This window comes from Rhizobium sp. P40RR-XXII, assembly GCF_012641405.1.
Lineage (GTDB): Bacteria > Pseudomonadota > Alphaproteobacteria > Rhizobiales > Rhizobiaceae > Rhizobium.
In genome coordinates, this window is record NZ_JABAII010000016.1 from 88779 (window position 1) to 109934 (window position 21156).

Sequence of the window (21156 nt, forward strand, 5' to 3'; positions counted from 1 at the left end):
CTACGGCTATGTGCGGCCAGACGGTAGCAACGGCTTCTCCAGGCGTCGAGCATGCCCTGCGGATTTTCGTATCACATGGGCCTGTGCAATTCAGGTGCGGGAGTTCGGCTGGCGGGCAGGATCTCATAGCGGAAACGACGCTGCCTACCGGATATCATTCCGTTGCTTTTACGCCCCCCTCCACGTCCTATTCAATCCGGTTCTCCTCCACGAACATCTATGACTCCGTAGTCGATAGCGTCACGGTGGAAGGGGCTGGGATAATGGCGCTTCCATCCCCGTGGGCAACAGGGGATTTGGGCAATATTCGCATCAGCCAGTCTGCGGATGTATGCTTCGTCGCGTGCAACGGCGTTTCTCCTCGACGGATAGAGAGACGCGGTAGGCGGTCGTGGTCGGTAGCATTCTATCTATCGGATGATGGCCCCTTCATTGCCCCGACGACGCAGACGATCCGTCTTACGACCGACGGCCTCAATGGAAACGCCAATCTGTTTTCCGACACCCCATTTTTCAATCCGGGGCATGTTGGCGGAATTTTCAGGCTGGATCAGTCCGGACAATACATTCAGCAATCGCTTTCCTCCGAGGATTCATTCTCGGACCCGATCCGTGTGACGGGTGTCAACAACACCGCTTCCGGCGGTGAGAATGATCGCGACTTTCTCTACACCATCGCAGGGACATGGTCCGGCATTGTCAGCCTTCAGCGGTCATTTGATAGTGCGACGACAGGCTTCAAGGAAATCGCGACGGAGACGGCGAACGTCACCAATAAGAGCTATTCCGATGACGATGACAATTCGATCTATTGGTATCGTCTCGGCTTTGCTGAAGGGAATTTCACCAGCGGAGCGGCGCTTGTCGCCATTGGATATGATGGCGGCGGCGGTTATGGCATCTGCCGCGTAACGAAATATATCGGCCCGACTCAGGTTTCCATCGAAATTCTCAAGCCCTTCCTGAAGAAAGGGCCGACCCGCGATTGGCGGGAGGGCGAATGGTCTGACGATAATGGCTGGCCTTCTGCCGTCGCGCTGTCGGATGGCCGTCTGTGGTGGTCGGGTGCGGATCGCCTATGGGGTTCAGTCTCGGACGCCTTCGCGAGCTTTGATGAAGAAGTCGAAGGCGATAGCGGCCCGATTGCCAGATCCATTGCCACCGGTGGGGTGAACGCCACGCAATGGTTGCTATCGCTGCAGCGATTGCTCGCCGGTACCGAGGGCGTTGTGGCAACGGTCAAATCTTCGTCCCTGGACGAGCCTCTGACGCCATCCAACCTTGGTGTCAAGGATTCCTCCACGACGGGCGCGGCGGCGATCGAGCCCGCGAAAATCGATACGCACGGCATATTTGTGGAGCGGTCCGGCACAGCGCTTCTGGAACTGACATTCGACGGCGGAAGCGCAGACTATGTCGCGAGTGAGATCAGCAAGCTAACAACTGAGATCTTTGCCTCTGGTATTAAGCAGCTCGCCGTTCAGCGCCGGCCGGATACGCGCATCTGGATCGTTCTCAATGATGGCAGCGCCGTTTGCTTTGTCTATGAAGCCGAAGACAAGGTTGCGGCGTTCATACCGATTACAACGGACGGATTGATAGAAAGTGTCGCGGTTCTCCCGGCCTTGGTTCAAGACCGTGTTTACGTGTGCGTAAAGCGGACAGTGAACGGATCCACGGTCCGCTATATCGAAAAAATGGCGATGGACATCGAAGTCAAGCCCGCCACGCTTTGCAAGGTCATGGATGCATTCAAGACCGGGACCAATTCCCCTGCCTCCACGACAGTCAATGTCGGCACTCACCTGATCGGAGAATCCGTGGTGGTCTGGGCCGACGGCGCGCCCATTGAAACCTCACGCGGTGTCCCGACTACGTTCGTGGTGGATGGAAGCGGCAACATCACGCTGCCGTCTGCGGTCACGAGCTGGGTGGCCGGTTTGCCTTATACCGCTCAATACAAGTCGGCGCGGCTGGCTTACGGTGCCTCGGGCGGCACGGCGATGCTTCAGAAGAAGTCGATAGACTCGCTCGGACTGATCCTCACGAACTTCGTGCGCTCCGGACTGAAATACGGTCATTCGCTCGACGATCCGTACCGTCCGCTCTTCCCCATGCCCGAAATGGCTGATGGAAAGATACAGCCCAACGTGGTGCTCAGCGATATCCGGGATGAAGAGCAATTTCCGTTCCCCGGCGAATGGAACAGCGATAGCCGCATCTGCATGCAGGTCAGCTCGCCATATACGGCCACGCTCTTGGGTCTCGTCATGGGGATAAATACGAACGGATGAGCCTGGAGATCATTCAGGTTGACGCTTCCACGGCTCAAGCCATGGAGGGCGTCAAGATCGATATGCCGGCTGTTGCCTATGTCGGGATCGATGATGGTGTTGTGGTCGGCTCCTACGGGCTGGCTTGGGGCGGCGGCCGGTGCTGGGCATGGCTACGGCTGGAAAATGGCAAGCCGTCCTATGCGCTCACTGTCATGAAGCGATTCAAGCGGCTCATGCTCAAGGCCGAACAGCTTGGCGAGCGCGAGGTCTTCACGCCTCGGGACAAGCAATACCACACATCGGAGAAGCTTTTGCGGCTCTTGGGGTTTCAGATGCACAGTATTGAAATGGATATGGAGGTGTGGAGATGGCAGCCCTAGCAGCGATCGGCACACTCGTTTCCGCAGTCGGCACCGTGGCAAGCGGCGTGGCGGCAAAAAAGGACTCCGACTTCCAGGCCCAGCAGCTTGATGCCAAGGCTAAGGAAGAGATGGCATCTTCCCAGCGTGAGGCAGCGCAATCGAAGCAGCAGGCCACGCTTGCCAATTCGAGGGCTCAGGCGATTGCCGCAGCATCGGGGGGCGGCGCGAGCACGGATGCTCCGACGATCGTCAAGCTCATGAGCGACACGGCCGGGCAGGGCCAGCTAAACGCGGACGCGCAGCTTTATAATGGCTATTCCCGCGCTGCTGGGTTTACCGATCAGGCGGCGGCAACGCGCCGAACGGGCAGGGCATCGCTTCTCGGCAGCATCTTCAATGGATTTGGACAGGCGGCAGGCGGCATCAGCAAGGGTGTCACCAGTGGAGCATTTGGCTGATGGCTATCCTACCGACCAAGTATAGCCTGTCGCAGCCGTCGACCTTCGTCAGTGGCCGGCATGTCGCAACGCAGGATACGACCGATATCGGCAAGGGGATCGCCAGCCTTGGCCAAAGCGTCTCCTCGATCGGCGACGATATCCAGCGCCAGCAGGATACGGTCGATATCTCACGCGCTGAAGCCGCCAAAGCGCAAGGCCTGATCGACACGACGAACAAGTTCACCGATGATCCGAACTATTCGACGTTCAATCAGCGGGCCCCGCAGGAAACGTCGGATGTCATCAACAATGCGGCGAACCTCATCCGCAACCCGCAGATGCGAGAGAAGTGGAAGATCCAGGCAGGGACGGATGCCGCGCGCGTCAATGATGCGATCGGCGACAAGGCTCGCGCTCTCGGCAAACAGGCCGAGACCGTGGCCTTTGATAACTCCCTGGAAACGCAGCGCCGCATCTATGTCGACCCGCAAACCACGGATGAGCAAAAGGCTGCCGCTCGAGCAGCTATCGAGGGCTCCATTGATACCGGCCTCAAGACGGGACTGTTGACGCCGGACGCCGCCGATGCGCGCAAGAAACAGTATATCGACGAAGCCAATTTCAGCCGCGCCAAGCTTCTGGCCGATACGTCGCCCGGATCGGTGCAGTCGTGGAATCCTTCAAATAGGACCAACACGACGGAGATGTTCTCTGGCCTCGAAACGAAATATGGCATCCCGGAAGGCTATCTTTCGAAGACGATGCAGATAGAGAGCGGTGGCCGTGACACGGGGCCGAACAGCGCCGGTGCGGCTGGATATTTCCAGTTCATCCCATCGACTGCCTCAAGCATGGGCGTCGATCCTCATAGCCTTCCATCCTCTGCCGATGGTGCCGCACGCTTGGCGGTTCAGAATGCCCAATATCTGCGGACGGGGCTTGGTAGCGAACCGACCGCAGGTGAGCTTTACCTCGCTCACCAACAGGGTGCGGCCGGCGCAGTCAAGCTTCTCAACAATCCAGATTCCAACGCCGCCAGCCTGATCGGTACCAAAGCCGTCATTCAGAACGGCGGCAAAGAGGGAATGACGGCCAGCCAGTTCGCCAGCATGTGGACGAACAAATTCGATGGGACAAGCGGGGCAACCACCGCTGGACCGCAGCAGCAACAAGGCGAAAGCGCTCCGGATTGGTTCAACCAACTATCCCCTGAGCAGCGGCAAGTCGCCTATCAGGTCGCAGACACGAAGCTAAAGCAGCAGCAGGTCGAGGCCCGCGGCAATATCGAGACCGTCGTTCAGAACGCCCCAGTCGCTATCCAGAACACCGGGACCTATTCCGGCGCAACGCCGACGCATCAGCAATTCGTCGACGCCTACGGCCCGCAGGAAGGCCCGCAGAAGTACGACGCCTTCACGGCTTCTCTCGATGTCGCCCAATCGGCTTATAACTTTCGGACGATGTCGGCCGGCGATATCCAGAAGATTGTCCAGGCAGCGACGCCGACCTCTTCTGGCAATGACGCCGCCTTGGAAGAGAAGAAATATACGGCTCTGTCACAGGCTGCATCGCAGACGCTTGCCGCGCGAAAGGCTGATCCCGCCACCTATGCCATGCAGGCTTTTCCAAGCGTGCAGCAGGCATGGACAGACGCGCAGACCAGCGGCAACTATCAGGCCGCCATGGCCGCCACGGCAACGGCCCAGCAGCAGCTTGGCATGCAGCAACTCCAATTGCTTCCGAAGAGCGTTGCCGATCAGGCCGTCACGTCTTTCAATAGCCCCGATGCTACCGACCAGCAGCGCCTAGGTGCGGTGACCGGGCTCATTTTCTCGACGCCGGACCAAAGCCAGAGACAAGCCGTTTTCAAGCAATTGGTGGACGCCGGTCTTCCGGCTATGACCGAAGGCGTCATGGAAGCGGCTGCTCGCGGCGATCAGGGCGCGGCCAATCGCCTTCTTCAGGCAGCCCTTGTCGATCCCGGAAAGCTTCCGAAGAGTGGCGAGGTCAAGCCGACCGATATCGACAATCAGATTTATTCCTCGGTCTGGGCACCGGGGCAGATCGGCGACGCCGCCTATGGCGTGGCCTATGGCGATGCTTCTTCGCTGGAGCGGGCGCAGCGCGGGTCTGACCTAATGAAGAAGGCCGTTCAGCTTCGCATCTCTCAAGGACAGGATCTGAATACAGCCGTTGCCGGCGCGAGCAAGGATTTGTTCGGGGATGTGAAGGTCTACAACGGCTCCGGCTCAGTATCGGCCAATCTTCCCGTCCCGACAGGCACGGATACATCGGTGCTGACATCGGGCCTCGATGCTTCGAAGACTGCTTTCAAGGCGGCCCTCGATGCCCAAGCGCAACGGGTACTTGGCGAGCCTGCCTCGAATGTCATGGCGGTAGATAATCCAAAGGGCCTTATCTCGCCGGGCAATATCGATCTGACGACAAGGCCACAGGTCAAGAATGAAGATGGCTCCATCAGCACCGTCCGATCGATGTCCTTCAACGAGGATGGCCGCGAAATCCTCGTGCCGACTGTCTCGCCCGATGGCCGCATCATGTCGGATCAAGAGGCGATCGACTTCTATCATAAGACCGGTCAGAACCTCGGTGTCTTCCAATCCGCGCAAGCCGCTGATGCTTATGCGAAGACGCTTCATGAGCAGCAGGGCCGCGCCTATGTGACCGATGCCAGTCAGAAGGCCGTCCTTCAGGCAAGCATCGACAATCGCATGGGCGACGTACTCAACAACGGCGTCTTCGTCCAGGTTGGCAATGGTATCGGCCTGCGTGACCCTTACACCGGCACATTCGTGACGGGCTCAGACGGTAACCCCATGACCTTCTCAATCGACAAGATCATGCAGATGGGAAAGGATATCCCACCGGCCCCGACGGCTGAGGGACAATACCAGCAGGGAAGCTCTGTCGTTCAACCGCCGACCAAGGCAGAACAGCAGTATCAAAGCGGCGGTACGGTCAAGGCGCCCGCCAGCGATGCGGCGCAGCAATACCTTCGCGGCGAAGCGGTAGGCTCCAAGCCACAGCCGAAAGCGGAGGAAGATACCGCAAGCCCTTTTGACCAACTCAGCACGGTGGAGCGCTCATTCCTGACGTCGCTCCGCTATGCCGAGGACATGGGCGCAGGCGGCACGGCGTTGAAGCTCTACAACGACGTCATCCAGCGCGGGCGGAAAGACCCGATCACCGAGAACGATCTGAGCGTGGATGAACGTCAGAAGCTCAAGGCCCTTGTTCTCTCCAAGGGGAAGGATAGCGGGAGCATCGATTACAAGGACTACCGTGGCACTGGCATCGACAGCAACATCTTGGGCGGCTTCAAATACCACGTCAAAGATGGCGTGGTGCACATCGATGATACCTACGATTTCAACTCCGATCGGGCCGAGGCGGGAGACGATAACGTCTTCATCCAGGCCGCCGGAGCCGTTGCTAACCCGCGCGGCCTCGCATCCGTGATCGGTCGAAAGATCGCCCCGAATACCAAAGCCGGCATTCCGGTGCGGATAATATTGAACTGAGGTCCATGTGAGCTTTCAATTCATTGAGAACCCTACCGGCTCCGGCATGACCGACGCTGAGTTCGTGACGTCGGCGCTCGATCAGCCGATGTCTCTGGGCTCGACGTTCTGGGACCAGTCCAAGGGTGGCGTGCTGTCGAGCTTCGGTCTCGGTACCGCGATCCGCGATCTCGGCACGCCAGAAGTTGCGCCGCCTGATGATGGCGGCACGATCTCGGGCGCACTTGGTGCGATCAACCGGACCATCGCGCCGGACAGCATCATTCGCAACGTCCTGGGCACGGGCTATAACGGCGCGGACCCAATGACCAAGGATCAATACGAGGCGTCGCCATCGTTCCGAAAGGATATCCCATTCCAGAAGGGCATGACGACGGACAGAGCCGCAGCTCTTGCGGCAATGGATGACGCTAAGAAGGTTCGTGATTTCTATGCCCAGAAGCGGCCTATCACGTCCTTCATCGGCAACTTGGCAGGCTCTGCCATCGACCCGCTGAACTATATCCCTGTGGCGGGTGAGGCGGTCATTGGCGCGAATGTGGCGCGCTTCGGCAAGGTCGGTGGCCGGATCATCTCAGGCGCGATGGATGCCGCTGGGAATGCTGCTCTTGCCGGCGTCGCCACAGCGCCGACGAGGGGAGAGCTAGGCGATGATATCTCCTGGCAGTCGACCCTATCGCAGATCGGCATGGCCGGTCTTGTCGGTGGAGCATTCGGTGCCTTGCATGGCGTCTTTGGCCGCGATGTCTCGCCGACGGTCAGGGCAGATGCCGAGGAAAAGCTTGCCACGCTGAACAATGTCCAGGCATCGCGCGTGGCACTCAATGATGCGCTCGACGGCCTGATCAACAATTCAGAGGTCAGCCTCTCGCCGACCAGTGCAAATTTCGTTGGCAGACTTGCGGATCAGGTAAACCCGGCATGGTCGCCGGCGCTCTTCGGCAAGATCGATCGGAATGATCTGTTCTCCTCGACTGGCGTCGGCCGGTTCATGGACAATCGTCCGGCTCCGGTTCAGGATTTCGAGACGACGATCCGCAGCGAAGTCTTCCGCAATGACCCGGTGCTGGCGCAACGCTATCATGATGCTGAAGCGAAATTCCAGCAGGCGCAGGATGCGGTTGCCGCGATCGAGGAACCGCTCGCCGCTCGCCGCACCTCAGATACCGTTGGCTTGATCGACCCGGCATCGGCTGAACGTCTCCGCGCTGTTGAGGCGGAGCTCGCCGGCAATATCCCGGCAGCCCGCCGTCAAGCGCTTGAGCAGGAGCAGCAAAGCATCGTCCAGAGCATCGGCCCCGATGCGATCGCAAAGGCCGAGAATGATTTCCGCATTGGCCCGACAAAGCAGGCCAAGGCGGCCCGCAAGGCGCTCGCAAGTGCGAGGCAAGAATTTTCCAAGGTTCGCAGCGCCGCAGATGAAGCGGGACAGCGCGTCCTTGCGGAAAACCGGGTCCGCTATCAGAGCGCAGTAGACACTTCAACGCCGCAAGTCGAGGCCGATCCTGCCGTGGTGCAGGCGGAAAAGCGCGTCAAGCTTCCCGAAGCTCCGAAGGAAATGGCCGAGCAGTATCGCGTCAATCCGGAGACTGGAGAATTCCCCGAGATGGCCGATATCGATCAGCTTCGAAACTCCGGCCGCTTGACGGAAGAAGACATGGTGTCCCTTGATGTCGCCGATGAAACGGTCAAAACCGCAACAGCTTATAGCGAGGCGCTGAAAGCCTTCGCGGGATGCGCGATCTGATGGCAGACGATTTCAAGAATTCCGCCTGCTATGGCGCAGCAACTGCAGCGGCAAAGGCCGTCGGCGGCGAACTGAGCGATCGAGAGCTTGCAGCGGCCTACCGCGCGGCGCGGGAAGAACGCGAGAAGCTTCGGGCCGCCGGCATCACCGACAATGTCGAAGACCGGATCAAGGCGCGAGCTGAGGACATTGCGGAGCGCACCAAGATTGCCGCTGCACTTCAAAAGCGCCATACCGCGCTCAACATCCTGGCACGCGATCGGCTCGACCAGACCATAAAAGCCTTCAAGGCAGCCGGCCTATCGCCACGGGATTCAATCCTTGCGATCATGGAAGGATCGCAACAAGGCGTCGAAGGTGCCCGTGATTCCGTCTTCGCCAGCCGTCTCGGCTATGAGGCGCGCTATGTCGGCGCGATGATGTCCGAGATCCAGAAGGATCGGCCCTATCTCGTCCATGCCCTTGCCGACAAGCGGCTGTCGGATGACGTCTTCCGTGAGATGGGCGAAATCCGCGAAGGCGGTCAACCCGGCATCACCGGCAATGAGGATGCCAAATATCTTGCTGGCGTCTTCGCCAAGCATCTCGAAGCCAGCCGTACGGAACTGAACAAGTTCGGCGCATCGATCGGCAAGCTCGATGGCTGGGCCGGCGCACAGGTGCATGACGATCTGAAGATGATCCAAGCTGGCAAGGATGCGTGGATATCCCGTACCGCGCCGCTGCTCGACCTGAACCGCACGTTCCCCGATGCGTCTTCGCCTGAGGAAGTAAAGCAGATCCTCGGCGATATCTACGATACCATCATCACCGGCGTTCCGAACAAGGCAACGGCCAAGGAGAAGGGCCAGCGCGTCAATCCGGCGAACCTGGCGAAGAGCCTCGGCAAGACCCGCGTGTTGCATTTCAAGGATGCGGAAAACGCCATCGCCTATCGGGATGTCTTTGGCTATGGCAATTCTATCTATGGCATCATGGCTCATCAGCGCCGTGCGGCGAGCATGGCAGCGCAGATGGACGTATTCGGGCCGAACCCGGAAATCATGTTCAACAGTCTCGTGGAAGCTGAAAAACGGAAACTGCGGGACGATCCAAATCTTGATCCGGAAGCCAAGGTGAAGGCAATCCAAAAGCTGACAACTGACGCCGGTCCGCTCAAGGGTGCATTCGATGTCATGTCCGGCATCATATCCCGGCCGGGTAATGTCAAGGCGGCCAAGATCGGTAGCGATATCCGCGCCGTTCAAAGCATGGCAAAGCTCGGCGCTGCGGTTCTCACGGCTATGCCTACCGATGTCGTTGGCGCTGCACAGGCGGCTATGTTCCGTGGCTCCGGCTTCTGGAATGGCATGGTGCATCAAATGGACGGCATCTTCCGTGGCAGGCCAAAAGGGGAACAGGCTGAGATCGCTTATCTCTTCGGCGAAGGCTTTGACAGTATGGTCGGCGAGATCATCTCGCACGGCCTCGCCAATGATGGCCCCGTCGGCAAGATGAGCAAGCTGACGGAACAGTTCTTCAAATGGTCGGGCCTCAACTGGTGGACCGATGTCGGGCGCTCCGTTGTCGGGCGCACTGTCGCTGCCGAGATCGGCATGCGGGCCGAGAACGAGTTCAAGGATCTTCCGGCGAACTTCGCCCATGTCCTCGGGCTCCATGGCATTGATGAAACTCGCTGGAACGCCATACGGCGGGCCAGCAAGCGCGAAATCAATGGCCAGAGCTACATCACGCCCGACGCCATCCAAGACCTCCCTGACGAGGCTGTGGCGCCATTGGTGGCTGACCGGCTGGCGACAGCAAAGACGGATGCCCGCAAAGCCGAAATCCTGAATGACGGTCGACGCGAACTTCAACTCGCTCTTCTCCGCTATGTGGCGGATGAGACGAACTATGCGATCGTCGAGACGGATGCGGCGAGCCGGCGCATAACCAGTTGGGGGCAACGGCCGGGAACATTCGCAGGCGAGGCGGCGCGCTTCATCATGCAGTTCAAGGGATTCCCAGTTGCCTTCTCCCAGCGCATTCTTGGCCGGGCTCTCTTCGGCGGGCGAGGGGCAACGAAGTATGAGCGCATCATGAACAATGCGCCGCACATCGGAGCGCTGATCGCCGGGCTCACAGTGGCCGGCTATATGGCCATGACGATGAAAGACGCGGTGAAAGGCTATTGGCCGCCACGCAATCCAATGGACCCGAAAGTAATCGTTGCTGCACTCACGCAGGGCGGCGCGCTTGGCATCTATGGAGACTTCCTATTCGGGCAGAATAATCGGTTTGGTTCTGGAGCCTTTGAAACGTTCTCCGGCCCATTCATCGGAACATTGTCTGACATGTTAAAAATACCGATGAAAGCACGAGATGCGGCAATCGAAGGGAAGACACCGCAATTGGCTGGAGATGTTCTCAATCTTGCCCTGCAGAACACGCCTTATATCAATCTTAGCTACGTCCGGCCGGCGCTCGATGTATTGTTTTTGAATGCGTTGAGGAATTGGGCAAGCCCTGGCTACACCAATCGGATGCAGCGCCAAAGGCTCAAAGACTATGGCCAGCGCCCGCTACTACCAGCCACACTATAAAGGCTGCCCCAGCTATTAAGGCTACCCACATCAATGCCATAGCGGACAGGATGTCTTTGGTGCCCTGTTTGCCGGCGATGACGAATCCGATCACGCCAATAAAGACGACGATCCATGCGAGGCCAATGGGAAGCGCGAGGGAGCTCGGTGGGTTTGCCTGAATGATCAGGCCGCCAAAAAGGCCAAGGCCAAGCATGGCGGCAATGAACTGCAGAAACTTCTTCGTATCGCTCGCCATCTGATCTCCAAGCAGGAGCTCAGATAAAGCGCCACAACGCCCGGAAAAGCAAGGCTCTTCCGAAAGGAACCCCCATGACTTCTATCCAAATCGATCGCACCGATGGCCTTTCCTCTTCCGTCGCCGTAAAGGGGCCTTGTCGCGTTGCCACCACGGCGAATATCGCGCTCTATGGCGAGCAGACGATCGACGGTGTAGCTGTCGTCACGGGCGACCGCGTCTTGGTCAAGAACCAGACCGCCGGCTACGAAAATGGAATCTATGTCGCCGACACCGGCCAATGGCGTCGATCGAGGGATTTCAACAAGACAAAAGACGTGGTCAATGGAACGCAGGTTCTTGTGCTCAATGCCGATGTCGATGAGTTTGTGGTCTATTGTGTATCATCGTCCGATCCTGTGGTTATCGGCACAAGCGTTATCCAGTTTCAACCGATCCATCTGACGGACTCCGCCGCCGCCGAAGCTGCGAAAGCAGCGGCACAAGCCGCACAGGCTTTGGCCGAGGCAGCAGCGGCAGAGGCTGAAGCTGCGGCGGCTACCATTCTTCCTGGCACCATTCCTGTTGCTAATCGGGCGGCAATGGCTGCGCTCGATACTTCGGTATGGACTTCAGCGGCCCTCAAGGAGAGCGGTCGTGAAGGCGTTTGGCGCTGGGTTCTGGGCGACTTTACGACGCTGACAGGCATCGATACAAGCCAGGGCGTTTACTGCGCGTCCTCAACTGTTCCGGTAGCGACGGGCTGCTGGGTGCGAAATACCGATGGCGAGGTGTGGGCGAACTGGTTCGGGCTCGCTCCCGGCAATGCAGGGGCCGTCAACAATACCGCTTTCTTGGCGGCTTGCAATTTCGCGAAGCAGACGTGGGGTAAGCTTCATGTCAGAGACGGAAGTTTTACGTTTTCTGGGACTCTCAACGTTGCCGTCAACGGCAATGGTTATGCATTGCATATCGAAGGCCAGGGCAATGGTAAGACGCGCTTTCTCTTCCCGCTTGGAGACGGGCTTTATATTACTCGCTCAAATGGCAACTGGTGGTATTTTGGTGACGCAACAAAGCCGACGAATACAGCGACGGTTGCAGGCATAGATTTCATTGCTACTGGCGGAACTAATGGCGCGGCAAACGGCGCCGCCTTGACCTTTTATGGCAATGACGTTGTAGGCCGCCCGACCGCCACTTTTCGTGTTCATGATTGCATGTTTGCCTCAGACAGCCCAAATTATTGCTGGGCGGTCGGCATTCAGACGCTTTCGGCAAGCAACGTAGAAATCAATTATTGCCAATGGTACGGAGCGCTATCCTCCCCAACCATAGGGAAGTTCATCTGGTTTCGGGCCATTGCCTCGGGTCAAGATGCGTCGCCATACCACGTTACAAACTGCTATGCTTATTACTTTCAGATAGCCGTTCAAGGCGAAAGCTTCATTGAAGGCATCCATATTTCTGATTGTGATTTTGTCTCGGGCTCGTATGGCGTATTTTACGAGTGCAATTCCTCGGATGAATCACAATTGGTGATGCATGGTTGCCATGTAAATACAACCAATAATGCGATATACCTTAAAAGGGTAGACGATAGCCAGATCACAGGTAATCTTTTGTGGACGTCAGGCGCAGGTAATGCCGTTGTCAACTGCATCGACGCGCATTCTCAGACCATCATTGGAAACGAGATTACAGCGACCGATAGCAATGTCGGTGTCGGGACAGGTATATCAATAACAGCAGTCACATATAATGCGGCCACCAATATTCTGCGGGCTTCCGTTATTGACGCGAACGTTATCCAGTATTGCGCTACTGGCATCGTTCTTGCCGCTCAAATTCGCAATTATAAGGTCGGGAGCGCAAATCGATTCGCCGGATGCGCGATCGATGTTCAGGATCAGGCAAACCTAAATTTTGTCGGCGACTCCGTCTTCAAAAACACGACAGCAGCGGCTACGGCGGCGAACACAACCGCCACCAATCTTATGTCGGTAACTCTCCCATCCGAATATCTGCATGTCGGCAAGCGCATCAAGGTTAAAGCGTATGGCCGAACCGCCGCAAACACCAATGGCAAGACAGTGCTTCTTACCGGGGCAACCATAAGCATGGGCGGTTTCACAACAACCACGTCTGGTGCGAGCTGGGAGCTTGAGGCAACGATTGATATCATTTCCTCGACCTCTCAGAAGGCGACGCTAAAGGGTATCGTCGGCGCGACTGCGGTAACGTCGGCCGTGACGCTTCCGAGCAACAATCTTGCAAGCGGCCTTGCCGTGGCGGTGCAAGCCACAAACTCGGTCGCCGCGGCCAATGATATCATTTGCGAATCCATGAGTGTCGAGATTGTGGACCGGTGATCATTCAGGCTTGCGAGCGCGAAGGATTGTTGCGCTCGCAAGCTCGAATTGCGCAGCCTTCGGGAGATTTGCCGCCCATGGTTTATCGCGAAGGTTCCACGGGGAATCGATCAAGTCTTTCACTTTGAGATTTTCGAAAGCTGCGCGGTCCTCATCCGGAAGCTGCTTAGCCCACCGTTCCAGGATCCACGTCAGTGAAAATATAGGGCTGGTGGAGTCGAGAACGTCTTGCTCGATAACCTCGAGAGGATCGAACAGAGACCGAAGGCCCTGATGGCTCATGTTATAATAGTGGTGCGGATAGCCGTGGAGAGGCTGCAAGAATGGCACGGCGCAGTAAAGCTCTCCGCCCGGCTTTAGGACACGCATAATCTCCGCAGCACAGCGGAATGGGTATTTGACGTGTTCCAGCACCGCAATGGAGATAATTGCGTCAAACGTATTGTCTTTGAACGGAAGTTCTTCGCCGACACCCACAACATCGGTGGAATCATAATCAACGATCTCGAAGTTTACGACGTTGTCGAAATAAATGTCTCGCCTTCCCGCGCCACAATCAAGCACAAGGCCGTCTTTGTATTTTTCAACCAAATTCAACCCGTGATGGTCGTACCCCATCGAGGAGACAGCGTTGGTGTCAACGATACCGGACATAGCACGCAATTCTTTTGAAAGATAATTATAGACATTATCATTTACTGTGCATGGCATATCGTCGCGCAAGAAGTTCTTTAGCTTTGCCATCTTGGCGCTGCGTTTGTTCTTAATGTCTTCTAGGCGTGCGTCATGTTCGGCGTTCATTGCTATTCCTAATTTTTGGGTAACGGTGGAAACAGGTTACAACCTAACCATGCCAGACTTCAAGGTCATCGCTTAACAATCGGACATCTTATGAAACCGAAACTCGTTCCCGAATGGGGCCGGGTGCTTCGCCGCGCGTGGAGCATCCGCCTCATCGTCGTGGCCGGAATCCTGTCCGGCTGCGAAGTCGCCCTCCCGATCATCGATCAGTTCGTCACCATCCCGCGCGGCACCTTTGCGGCCCTCACCGGGCTGGTGACTTGCGGCGCGCTGATCTCTCGCCTTGTTGTTCAAGAAAATCTGAAAGGTGACACTGATGCCGATCAATAAGATCGTCGCCACCAAGCGCGGGAAGGCAGCGATCGCCGCTGCCCTTGTCGCCGCCGCTGCTGCCGGCTGGCAGTCCACCAAGGATACCAACCCGGCAAAGCACGTTTATCCGCCGGCCGTCATCCTCGCGACCGACAAGCTGATCAAGCCTTGGGAGGGCCTTGTCCTCAAGGCGCATCGGGACCGTTACGCCAAGATCTATGACATCTGCTACGGCAAGACCCGGATCAACGGCAAGCCTGTCACCGCTGGCATGAGCTTCACCAAGGAGGAGTGCGACGCATTCCTCGAGCAGGAAGTCTACGAGGAGTATTACCTGCCGCTCACCAAACAAGTGCCGAAGTTCACGAGCTTTCCGGTCAGCTTGCAGGCCTCGCAGATCTCCGGCGGCTATAACTTCGGGCTGGGAGCGTTGTTGCGATCCAGCGCCATGCGGGAGGCCGGAAAGGGCAGCTATCGCCTGGCTTGCGAAATGCAGGCCCGGTTCAATCAGGCAGGCGGCCAGGTCGTCGATGGCTTGGTGAATCGCCGTGAGATGGGCGATGCCCAGCGGCTCGGCGAGGCTGAAACCTGTGTGAGTGGCCTCTGATGTTCGGTCTCCTCGATTATATCAAGCTCGCAGCCGGCGCCGTCGTTGGCGGCTTCATCGTCTATGCCTTCATGAGCCTCATCAGCATTCCGGCCGCAGAGCATCGCGCTCGGGCCGGATATGTCGAGCTTGCTGAGAAGACGACGGCAGAAGCCAAGGCTGCCGAAATGGAACGCCAGCGCAATGCCGCTTCCCAAGCCCTCACCGAAGCCGCCAAGCGTCAGGCTGCGGACGAACTAGCACAGCAGGCAAAGGATGCCGAAAACGATGTTGCAATTTCCGATTATGAGAAAAAGCTATCCGCTGCGAACCGCAGTTGTCTTGTCGATGATGCTGATCGCCTCTGGCTGCAGTCTCACTGATCGGCTGGGAAAGGCATCATCGGCAAAGGGCCTTATTGCCGCTGGCACCAATCTGCCGCCGCTTCCCGACGACTGCCGGAAGAAAGAACCGCATGCTGCCGTCAGGGTAGGCGATGAGCTGCGTTCCGTGCTTGTGCGGGAGCGAGGCGCCCTCGATCGGGCAAACGCGCGTGGCGGACGGTGCGCACTGTTCTATGACGACACACAGGCGCGCTTTGGCGCCCAATCAAAATGAGAGCGGCCGCGAACCTTCTCGGCTTTCTCACATTTTCTTTCACGCTGGCGGCACTTCTGCTGCTGGCGTGGAATTCCATCAGCATTTCATAGGGCGGGACACAGGATAAATGGCAGGGAACTTGGATATGCCCACAAATGGCTTCGACCCGATGGCACAGTATGCCCGCCTGTCTGAGCGGGTAGAGAACCAAGGGAAAGATATCGTCGATCTGCGGTCGAACATGAACACCGGGTTTCAGACGGTCAATGCCGGCCTGTCAGCGCTATCGAACGAGATGAGGAGCAGCAGCAAGACACAATGGCCTGTTATCTGGGCCGCCGCTGGTGTCTGCTTCACGGTGCTCGTGACGATCGGGACGTTCTTCTATGGAACGCTTAGCAAGGGACAGGACCGGCTAGATTTGGCCGTCGCCAAGATGGGCGAGACAACTGTCTCCCAAGCCGAAATGAAATGGCGAACTGATCGAGCTGCCGAAGATCGCATCAGGACTGACACGGCGATCAAGGATCTCCGTGAAAGCCAAGTCCCGCGGCAAGAGCTTGAGCGCGTCTGGCAATCCGATGATCAGCAGAAAGCCCAGATCCAGAAGCAGATCGACGAGCTCAAGCAAGGGCAGGCGAATACCTACAGTGCCCGCGATTTGTTATTGGATATGCGAGAGCGCCAGGATCGCCTCGAGCGCCAGATCTACGCGAGCCGGCCGGCTGGGCAGTGATCGGCGATTAGTCGTCACCCATCAGAGACCCGAATATCAACCGGGCTCTTTTCTCCCCGCATTCGCATTTCAGCTTTGCTTCAATGTCTTCCACGTGGGCATGATGGAATTTGAAGGGAAGGGCATCCCGATCGAAGTCCTTTTCGATCCCGCACGCCTCGCACCTCACCCGAATCCCCAAATGCCTCGGGCAGACATTCAAATATCCCGGTGTCCAGTTCTTGATTTCCTGAAATCGCATAGTTCGGCCTCACATAGGTTTCATCGTTCCCTGTGTGAAAGCGGCCGCCACGCCAACATCGCATAGGTGCTATCGGCGATGATAAATGTCAATTGGCGCCGTGAACAAAACGTGTCTCGAAGTTTCTTCCGTAAGTGAACGCCACGGAAACAGAGTGACACGGCGATATAGAAAAGATTGATTGTTTAGGTAGCCTTCCAAGCTGAATACGCGGGTTCGATTCCCGCTACCCGCTCCATGTTTCCCGAGTTTTAAGTAATCTGAACAGGCGCTTCTCAGTCGGTGCTTCGCTGAAATCTGCAGAGGCTCTTTATAGATGACGAGGAGCTTGCTGCGCGTGAAGCGCGCCTCCTCCTTCGCATTCGAAGAAAAGCGGAAACGCTCTGGGTAGGCGGTGCCATCCCGCCGAGCTTAGCGGATTTCGCCGGCAAGCTGTCGCAGCAGGCCGGCGAGCTGTACCTCGTCCACCGGCTCGAAAAATTCCGCGTCGGCGGTCTCGATGACGACGATGGCGCGCTGTGCCGCCGCCGCCCCGGCTGCGGTAACGCGTATCACCTTGGCTCGGGAATCGTGCGGGTCGGTCTCCCGTGCGATCAATCCTTTTGCCTCGAGCCGGGTAACGACGTCAGACGTCATCTTTACCTCGGTGCCCGCCTGAGCGGCGAGTTGCACCTGGTTGGGTGGCTGACCATCGCGGCCGAGCCACATGGCCGAGGCCAATAGCACGAACTGGACATGTGTCAGGTCCAGCGGAGCCAGCGCCGCCGTCATGACACGCTGCCAGCGCATGGTGGTTCGCCACAGCAACAATCCCGGACTCTCCGAAGGGCCGCCCTTGAAGCGGGTGTTGAGTTTCTGCTCTTCAGCCAAGGTTCGCAAACTCCTGCGCCTGCTCGAATAACTTGGCCATCGATGTATCGAAATCCCCGCTGATCTGCGGCCCAAGTTCCGGTCCGACCTCGGCGGCGGAGGGGCCGGAAATCTCAAGCCGATGTGTCACTTGTGTGCCATCCGCGATTGGCACCAACGTATGCCGGAACAACAGTTTCGTATCGCCGAACGAGGTCTCGTCGGCATAGGTCACATTGTCGATAACGTCGACGATGGTTGCTTCAAATGTGTCCTGCCCGACGGGTGTGACAGAGACCCGAGAGCCTTTGGCGAATGGCCCATGCAGCACGAATGTATCGGCGCCCTCGTAAGTAAGGCGACCTTCGTGCAGCGCCTTGAGCGCGGCCCAGATTGCCTGCGCCGAAAGGGGGGAAACGGCGGTATACTCGTTGATCCACATGGCTTTCGCTCCATCCATCTCTTTCGATCAATCATTTGATCCGTGAACAGATTATCTGTGCGCAGATAATATTGCAAGAGGAATTTTTCGCCAAGCCCGTTTCAAGCCGCTTGACGGCATGCGGACAATGCTTTCGCAAGGCTTCGACCGGAACGTTCAGAACTTCACTGATCTCACGAAGCTGGCCGTTGGGTGCGGTTGCACTTGAATTGCCGCCTGTCGCTGGGCAAAGGTGGATACTCATCCGCCTTTGCATATTTGACATGAAGGGTTGCTTATATTCTCGCGAGCGATAGATATTGCTCTGGCAACCGAAACGGGAGAGCGGAAATGGGTATCTTCGATAAGATCAAGGGTGCAATCTGGGGGCAGGCAAAGGCTGCGGAGGCCGCTCCGGCCCCGACGCAGAGCACGGCGGCGACCGCCAATCCTGCGCCTGCGCCTGCGCCGACACCGGCTCCTTCAGCGACCACGGCAGCAACTTCGCCCGCGACCAGTGCGCCGTCCGCTCCTGTGGATATCGCCTCGATCCTCGACGCTGCCGTCAAGAAGAGCGGCCAGAAGCTGGATTGGAAACATTCGATCGTCGATCTCATGAAGGCGCTCGGCATGGATGCGAGCCTTTCGGAGCGCAAGGAATTGGCGCAGGAACTCGGTTATACCGGCGATGCCGGCGATTCCGCCAAGATGAACATGTTCCTGCACAAGGCGCTTCTGAAGAAACTCGCCGACAATGGCGGCAAGGTGCCAGCTGATCTTCTTGACTGACCACGCCAAGTCCCGGTCCGCTCGTATCTGCCGACGTGCCGGATCATGCATGGTGGCGGAGCGAATGTCGCCGCCTGATAGTCATGCGCCCTTTCCCGTCGGGAGAGGGCGCTTTCCGTTGATGGCCCTTCTCATGCGGATGGGCGGATCGCTCCCGCATCCGGCACTGGAATTCTCGTCTGTACTTCCCTATCTAAGCGTCTGAACCGGCAAATGCTTTTTTGTCTTTCCGGATCGGCCGTCGAACCTTGCGCGGCGAAGGAATGTTGGGGGCCGCAGATCATCCGTGGCCAACCAGGCTTCGCCCGGAATAGGCCCTGCAATTAAGTCTTGCGCAAATGCGATGAAAGCCTTAAACGGCGGCACTAAACCGGTTCGCCGGGGTCACTCATTACGTTCACAGGAAGCATTCAAATGGCAAAGAGTAAGTTTGAGCGCAATAAGCCGCACGTTAACATCGGGACGATCGGGCACGTTGACCACGGCAAGACGTCCTTGACGGCAGCGATCACGAAGTACTTCGGCGAGTTCAAGGCGTACGACCAGATCGACGCCGCACCGGAAGAAAAGGCACGCGGCATCACGATCTCGACGGCACACGTCGAGTACGAGACGCCTGCTCGCCACTATGCGCACGTCGACTGCCCCGGCCACGCCGACTATGTGAAGAACATGATCACCGGTGCCGCACAGATGGACGGCGCGATCCTGGTTTGCTCGGCTGCCGACGGCCCGATGCCGCAGACGCGCGAGCACATCCTGCTTGCCCGCCAGGTTGGCGTTCCGGCGATCGTGGTGTTCCTGAACAAGGTCGACCAGGTTGACGACGCTGAGCTTCTCGAGCTGGTCGAGCTTGAAGTTCGCGAGCTTCTGTCGTCCTACGACTTCCCGGGCGACGACATTCCGGTCGTCAAGGGTTCGGCGCTTGCCGCTCTTGAAGATTCGGACAAGAAGATCGGCGAAGACGCGATCCGCGAGCTGATGGCTCAGGTTGACGCCTACATCCCGACGCCAGAGCGTCCGATCGACCAGCCGTTCCTGATGCCGATCGAAGACGTGTTCTCGATCTCTGGCCGTGGTACGGTTGTGACGGGCCGCGTCGAGCGCGGTATCGTCAAGGTTGGCGAAGAAGTCGAGATCGTCGGCATCCGCCCGACGTCGAAGACGACGGTGACCGGCGTTGAAATGTTCCGCAAGCTGCTCGATCAGGGCCAGGCCGGCGACAACATCGGCGCGCTGGTTCGTGGTGTGAACCGTGACGGCGTCGAGCGTGGCCAGATCCTGTGCAAGCCTGGCTCTGTCAAGCCGCACAAGAAGTTCATGGCCGAAGCCTACATCCTGACGAAGGAAGAAGGTGGCCGTCATACGCCGTTCTTCACGAACTACCGTCCGCAGTTCTACTTCCGCACGACGGATGTGACCGGCATCGTGACGCTTCCGGAAGGCACGGAAATGGTTATGCCTGGCGACAACGTCACCGTTGCCGTTGAGCTGATCGTTCCGATCGCGATGGAAGAAAAGCTTCGCTTCGCCATCCGCGAAGGCGGCCGTACCGTCGGCGCAGGCATCGTCGCCTCCATCGTCGAGTAATCTTCGGATTATTCCTTTATAAAGAGGCCCTGCTGGAAACAGCGGGGCCTTTTCTTATTGGGAGGTGTTGCATGAGCCTGATCATTCTGACCGGTGCTTCGGGCTCGGGAAAGACCGCGATCGCGCAGGCGATCGCCAGGGACCATGCGTCTACCTTAGCCGTCTATCATTTCGACAGTATCGGCGTGCCGTCGCTTGCCGCCATGATCCGCGATCATGGTTCGCCCGAGGGCTGGCAGCGGGACAAGACCGTGGAATGGCTGGCACAGCTTGCGCCACAGGTGCGGAAGGCCAGGGCCGTTCTCTTCGAAGGGCAGATGCGGCCATCCTTCATCAAGGAGGCAGCGGCCGCCGCCGACATCGACGACTATCGCCTGTTGCTGATCGATTGCGACGACGCAACGCGCACCCATCGCCTAGCAGTCGAGCGAGACCAGCCGGAGCTTGCCGACGCGAATATGATGAACTGGGCGGCCTATCTGCGTCGCGAAGCCCAGGCAAATGGCTGCGAGATCCTCGACACGAGCCGTCTCTCGATCGAGCAGAGCGTGGATGCGGTGCTGAAACATCTGTTCCGGTAGTCTTAAAACATATTATCGCCGGATGGTGATATGGCTCGCCGGCGTGAGTTCTGCTTTTGCACGACGCACGACATCCGCAACGAAATCGCTCTTGCCGGCGGTATAGTGACCC

General features: G+C 58.0%; 18 protein-coding genes and 1 tRNA gene. 15 read left to right on the top strand and 4 right to left on the bottom strand.

Annotated features, from left to right (window positions below):
* The first annotated feature begins 8 nt into the window (after nucleotides 1-8).
* Genes HGP16_RS25525 through HGP16_RS25550 form a run of 6 tightly spaced genes read left to right on the top strand, consistent with a single transcriptional unit; the run spans nucleotide 9 to nucleotide 10949 of the window.
* Nucleotides 9-2294, top strand: a complete 2286-nt coding sequence (locus HGP16_RS25525; RefSeq protein WP_205927560.1) for a hypothetical protein — start codon at nucleotides 9-11, stop codon at nucleotides 2292-2294.
* Nucleotides 2291-2656, top strand: a complete 366-nt coding sequence (locus HGP16_RS25530) for a hypothetical protein (RefSeq protein WP_168842789.1) — start codon at nucleotides 2291-2293, stop codon at nucleotides 2654-2656. Before HGP16_RS25525 ends, HGP16_RS25530 begins: the two co-directional genes overlap by 4 nt.
* The gene (locus tag HGP16_RS25535) at nucleotides 2644-3096 is read left to right on the top strand and encodes a hypothetical protein (RefSeq protein WP_168842790.1); all 453 of its coding nucleotides are present in this window, start codon (nucleotides 2644-2646) and stop codon (nucleotides 3094-3096) included. The genes HGP16_RS25530 and HGP16_RS25535 overlap by 13 nt, the downstream gene beginning before the upstream one ends.
* Nucleotides 3096-6620, top strand: coding sequence for a lytic transglycosylase domain-containing protein (locus tag HGP16_RS25540; RefSeq protein ID WP_168842791.1), 3525 nt, complete (start codon nucleotides 3096-3098; stop codon nucleotides 6618-6620). Before HGP16_RS25535 ends, HGP16_RS25540 begins: the two co-directional genes overlap by 1 nt.
* Nucleotides 6621-6627: 7 nt before the next feature.
* Nucleotides 6628-8367, top strand: coding sequence for a hypothetical protein (locus HGP16_RS25545; RefSeq protein WP_168842792.1), 1740 nt, complete (start codon nucleotides 6628-6630; stop codon nucleotides 8365-8367).
* Complete coding sequence (locus tag HGP16_RS25550) at nucleotides 8367-10949, top strand: hypothetical protein (RefSeq protein ID WP_168842793.1); 2583 nt, start codon at nucleotides 8367-8369, stop codon at nucleotides 10947-10949. The genes HGP16_RS25545 and HGP16_RS25550 overlap by 1 nt, the downstream gene beginning before the upstream one ends.
* Here HGP16_RS25550 and HGP16_RS25555 read toward each other — a convergent pair.
* The gene (locus HGP16_RS25555) at nucleotides 10906-11187 is read right to left on the bottom strand and encodes a hypothetical protein (RefSeq protein ID WP_168842794.1); all 282 of its coding nucleotides are present in this window, start codon (nucleotides 11185-11187) and stop codon (nucleotides 10906-10908) included. The two genes, HGP16_RS25550 and HGP16_RS25555, sit on opposite strands and share 44 nt — an antisense overlap.
* A 74-nt stretch (nucleotides 11188-11261) precedes the next feature.
* On the opposite strand from HGP16_RS25555, the gene HGP16_RS25560 reads away from it, so the two are divergent.
* Nucleotides 11262-13538 carry a hypothetical protein gene (locus tag HGP16_RS25560; RefSeq protein ID WP_168842795.1) on the top strand — a complete coding sequence of 759 codons (2277 nt, stop codon included), beginning with the start codon at nucleotides 11262-11264 and terminating at the stop codon, nucleotides 13536-13538.
* Here HGP16_RS25560 and HGP16_RS25565 read toward each other — a convergent pair whose 3' ends face one another.
* Nucleotides 13539-14339, bottom strand: a complete 801-nt coding sequence (locus HGP16_RS25565) for a class I SAM-dependent methyltransferase (protein ID WP_168842796.1) — start codon at nucleotides 14337-14339, stop codon at nucleotides 13539-13541.
* A 90-nt stretch (nucleotides 14340-14429) separates the two neighbouring features.
* On the opposite strand from HGP16_RS25565, the gene HGP16_RS25570 reads away from it, so the two are divergent.
* The 5 genes from HGP16_RS25570 (at nucleotide 14430) to HGP16_RS25590 (ending at nucleotide 17052) form a co-directional block, all read left to right on the top strand.
* Nucleotides 14430-14669 (top strand): hypothetical protein, encoded by a 240-nt coding sequence (locus HGP16_RS25570; protein ID WP_168842797.1) that lies wholly within the window; start codon nucleotides 14430-14432, stop codon nucleotides 14667-14669.
* Nucleotides 14656-15258 carry a lysozyme gene (locus HGP16_RS25575; protein WP_168842798.1) on the top strand — a complete coding sequence of 201 codons (603 nt, stop codon included), beginning with the start codon at nucleotides 14656-14658 and terminating at the stop codon, nucleotides 15256-15258. Before HGP16_RS25570 ends, HGP16_RS25575 begins: the two co-directional genes overlap by 14 nt.
* On the top strand, nucleotides 15258-15620 hold the full coding sequence (locus HGP16_RS25580) for a hypothetical protein (RefSeq protein ID WP_168842799.1): 363 nt from the start codon (nucleotides 15258-15260) through the stop codon (nucleotides 15618-15620). The genes HGP16_RS25575 and HGP16_RS25580 overlap by 1 nt, the downstream gene beginning before the upstream one ends.
* 362 nt (nucleotides 15621-15982) lie before the next feature.
* On the top strand, nucleotides 15983-16573 hold the full coding sequence (locus tag HGP16_RS25585; RefSeq protein WP_168842800.1) for a hypothetical protein: 591 nt from the start codon (nucleotides 15983-15985) through the stop codon (nucleotides 16571-16573).
* Between the two features lie 403 nt (nucleotides 16574-16976).
* A tRNA-Ser gene (locus HGP16_RS25590) sits at nucleotides 16977-17052 on the top strand.
* Between the two features lie 173 nt (nucleotides 17053-17225).
* Here the strand turns inward: HGP16_RS25590 and HGP16_RS25595 are convergent.
* On the bottom strand, nucleotides 17226-17684 hold the full coding sequence (locus HGP16_RS25595) for a MarR family winged helix-turn-helix transcriptional regulator (RefSeq protein WP_168842801.1): 459 nt from the start codon (nucleotides 17682-17684) through the stop codon (nucleotides 17226-17228).
* The gene (locus HGP16_RS25600) at nucleotides 17677-18105 is read right to left on the bottom strand and encodes a polyketide cyclase (RefSeq protein ID WP_168842802.1); all 429 of its coding nucleotides are present in this window, start codon (nucleotides 18103-18105) and stop codon (nucleotides 17677-17679) included. Before HGP16_RS25600 ends, HGP16_RS25595 begins: the two co-directional genes overlap by 8 nt.
* A gap of 330 nt (nucleotides 18106-18435) precedes the next feature.
* Here HGP16_RS25600 and HGP16_RS25605 point away from each other — a divergent pair, with 330 nt between their 5' ends.
* The 3 genes from HGP16_RS25605 to HGP16_RS25615 all read left to right on the top strand — a co-directional run bounded on the left by HGP16_RS25605 (nucleotide 18436) and on the right by HGP16_RS25615 (nucleotide 21044).
* On the top strand, nucleotides 18436-18873 hold the full coding sequence (locus HGP16_RS25605; protein WP_168842803.1) for a DUF3597 domain-containing protein: 438 nt from the start codon (nucleotides 18436-18438) through the stop codon (nucleotides 18871-18873).
* 414 nt (nucleotides 18874-19287) lie between these two features.
* The gene (tuf, locus tag HGP16_RS25610) at nucleotides 19288-20463 is read left to right on the top strand and encodes an elongation factor Tu (RefSeq protein ID WP_168842804.1); all 1176 of its coding nucleotides are present in this window, start codon (nucleotides 19288-19290) and stop codon (nucleotides 20461-20463) included.
* Between the two features lie 71 nt (nucleotides 20464-20534).
* The gene (locus HGP16_RS25615; protein ID WP_168842805.1) at nucleotides 20535-21044 is read left to right on the top strand and encodes an AAA family ATPase; all 510 of its coding nucleotides are present in this window, start codon (nucleotides 20535-20537) and stop codon (nucleotides 21042-21044) included.
* The last annotated feature ends 112 nt before the right edge of the window (nucleotides 21045-21156 follow it).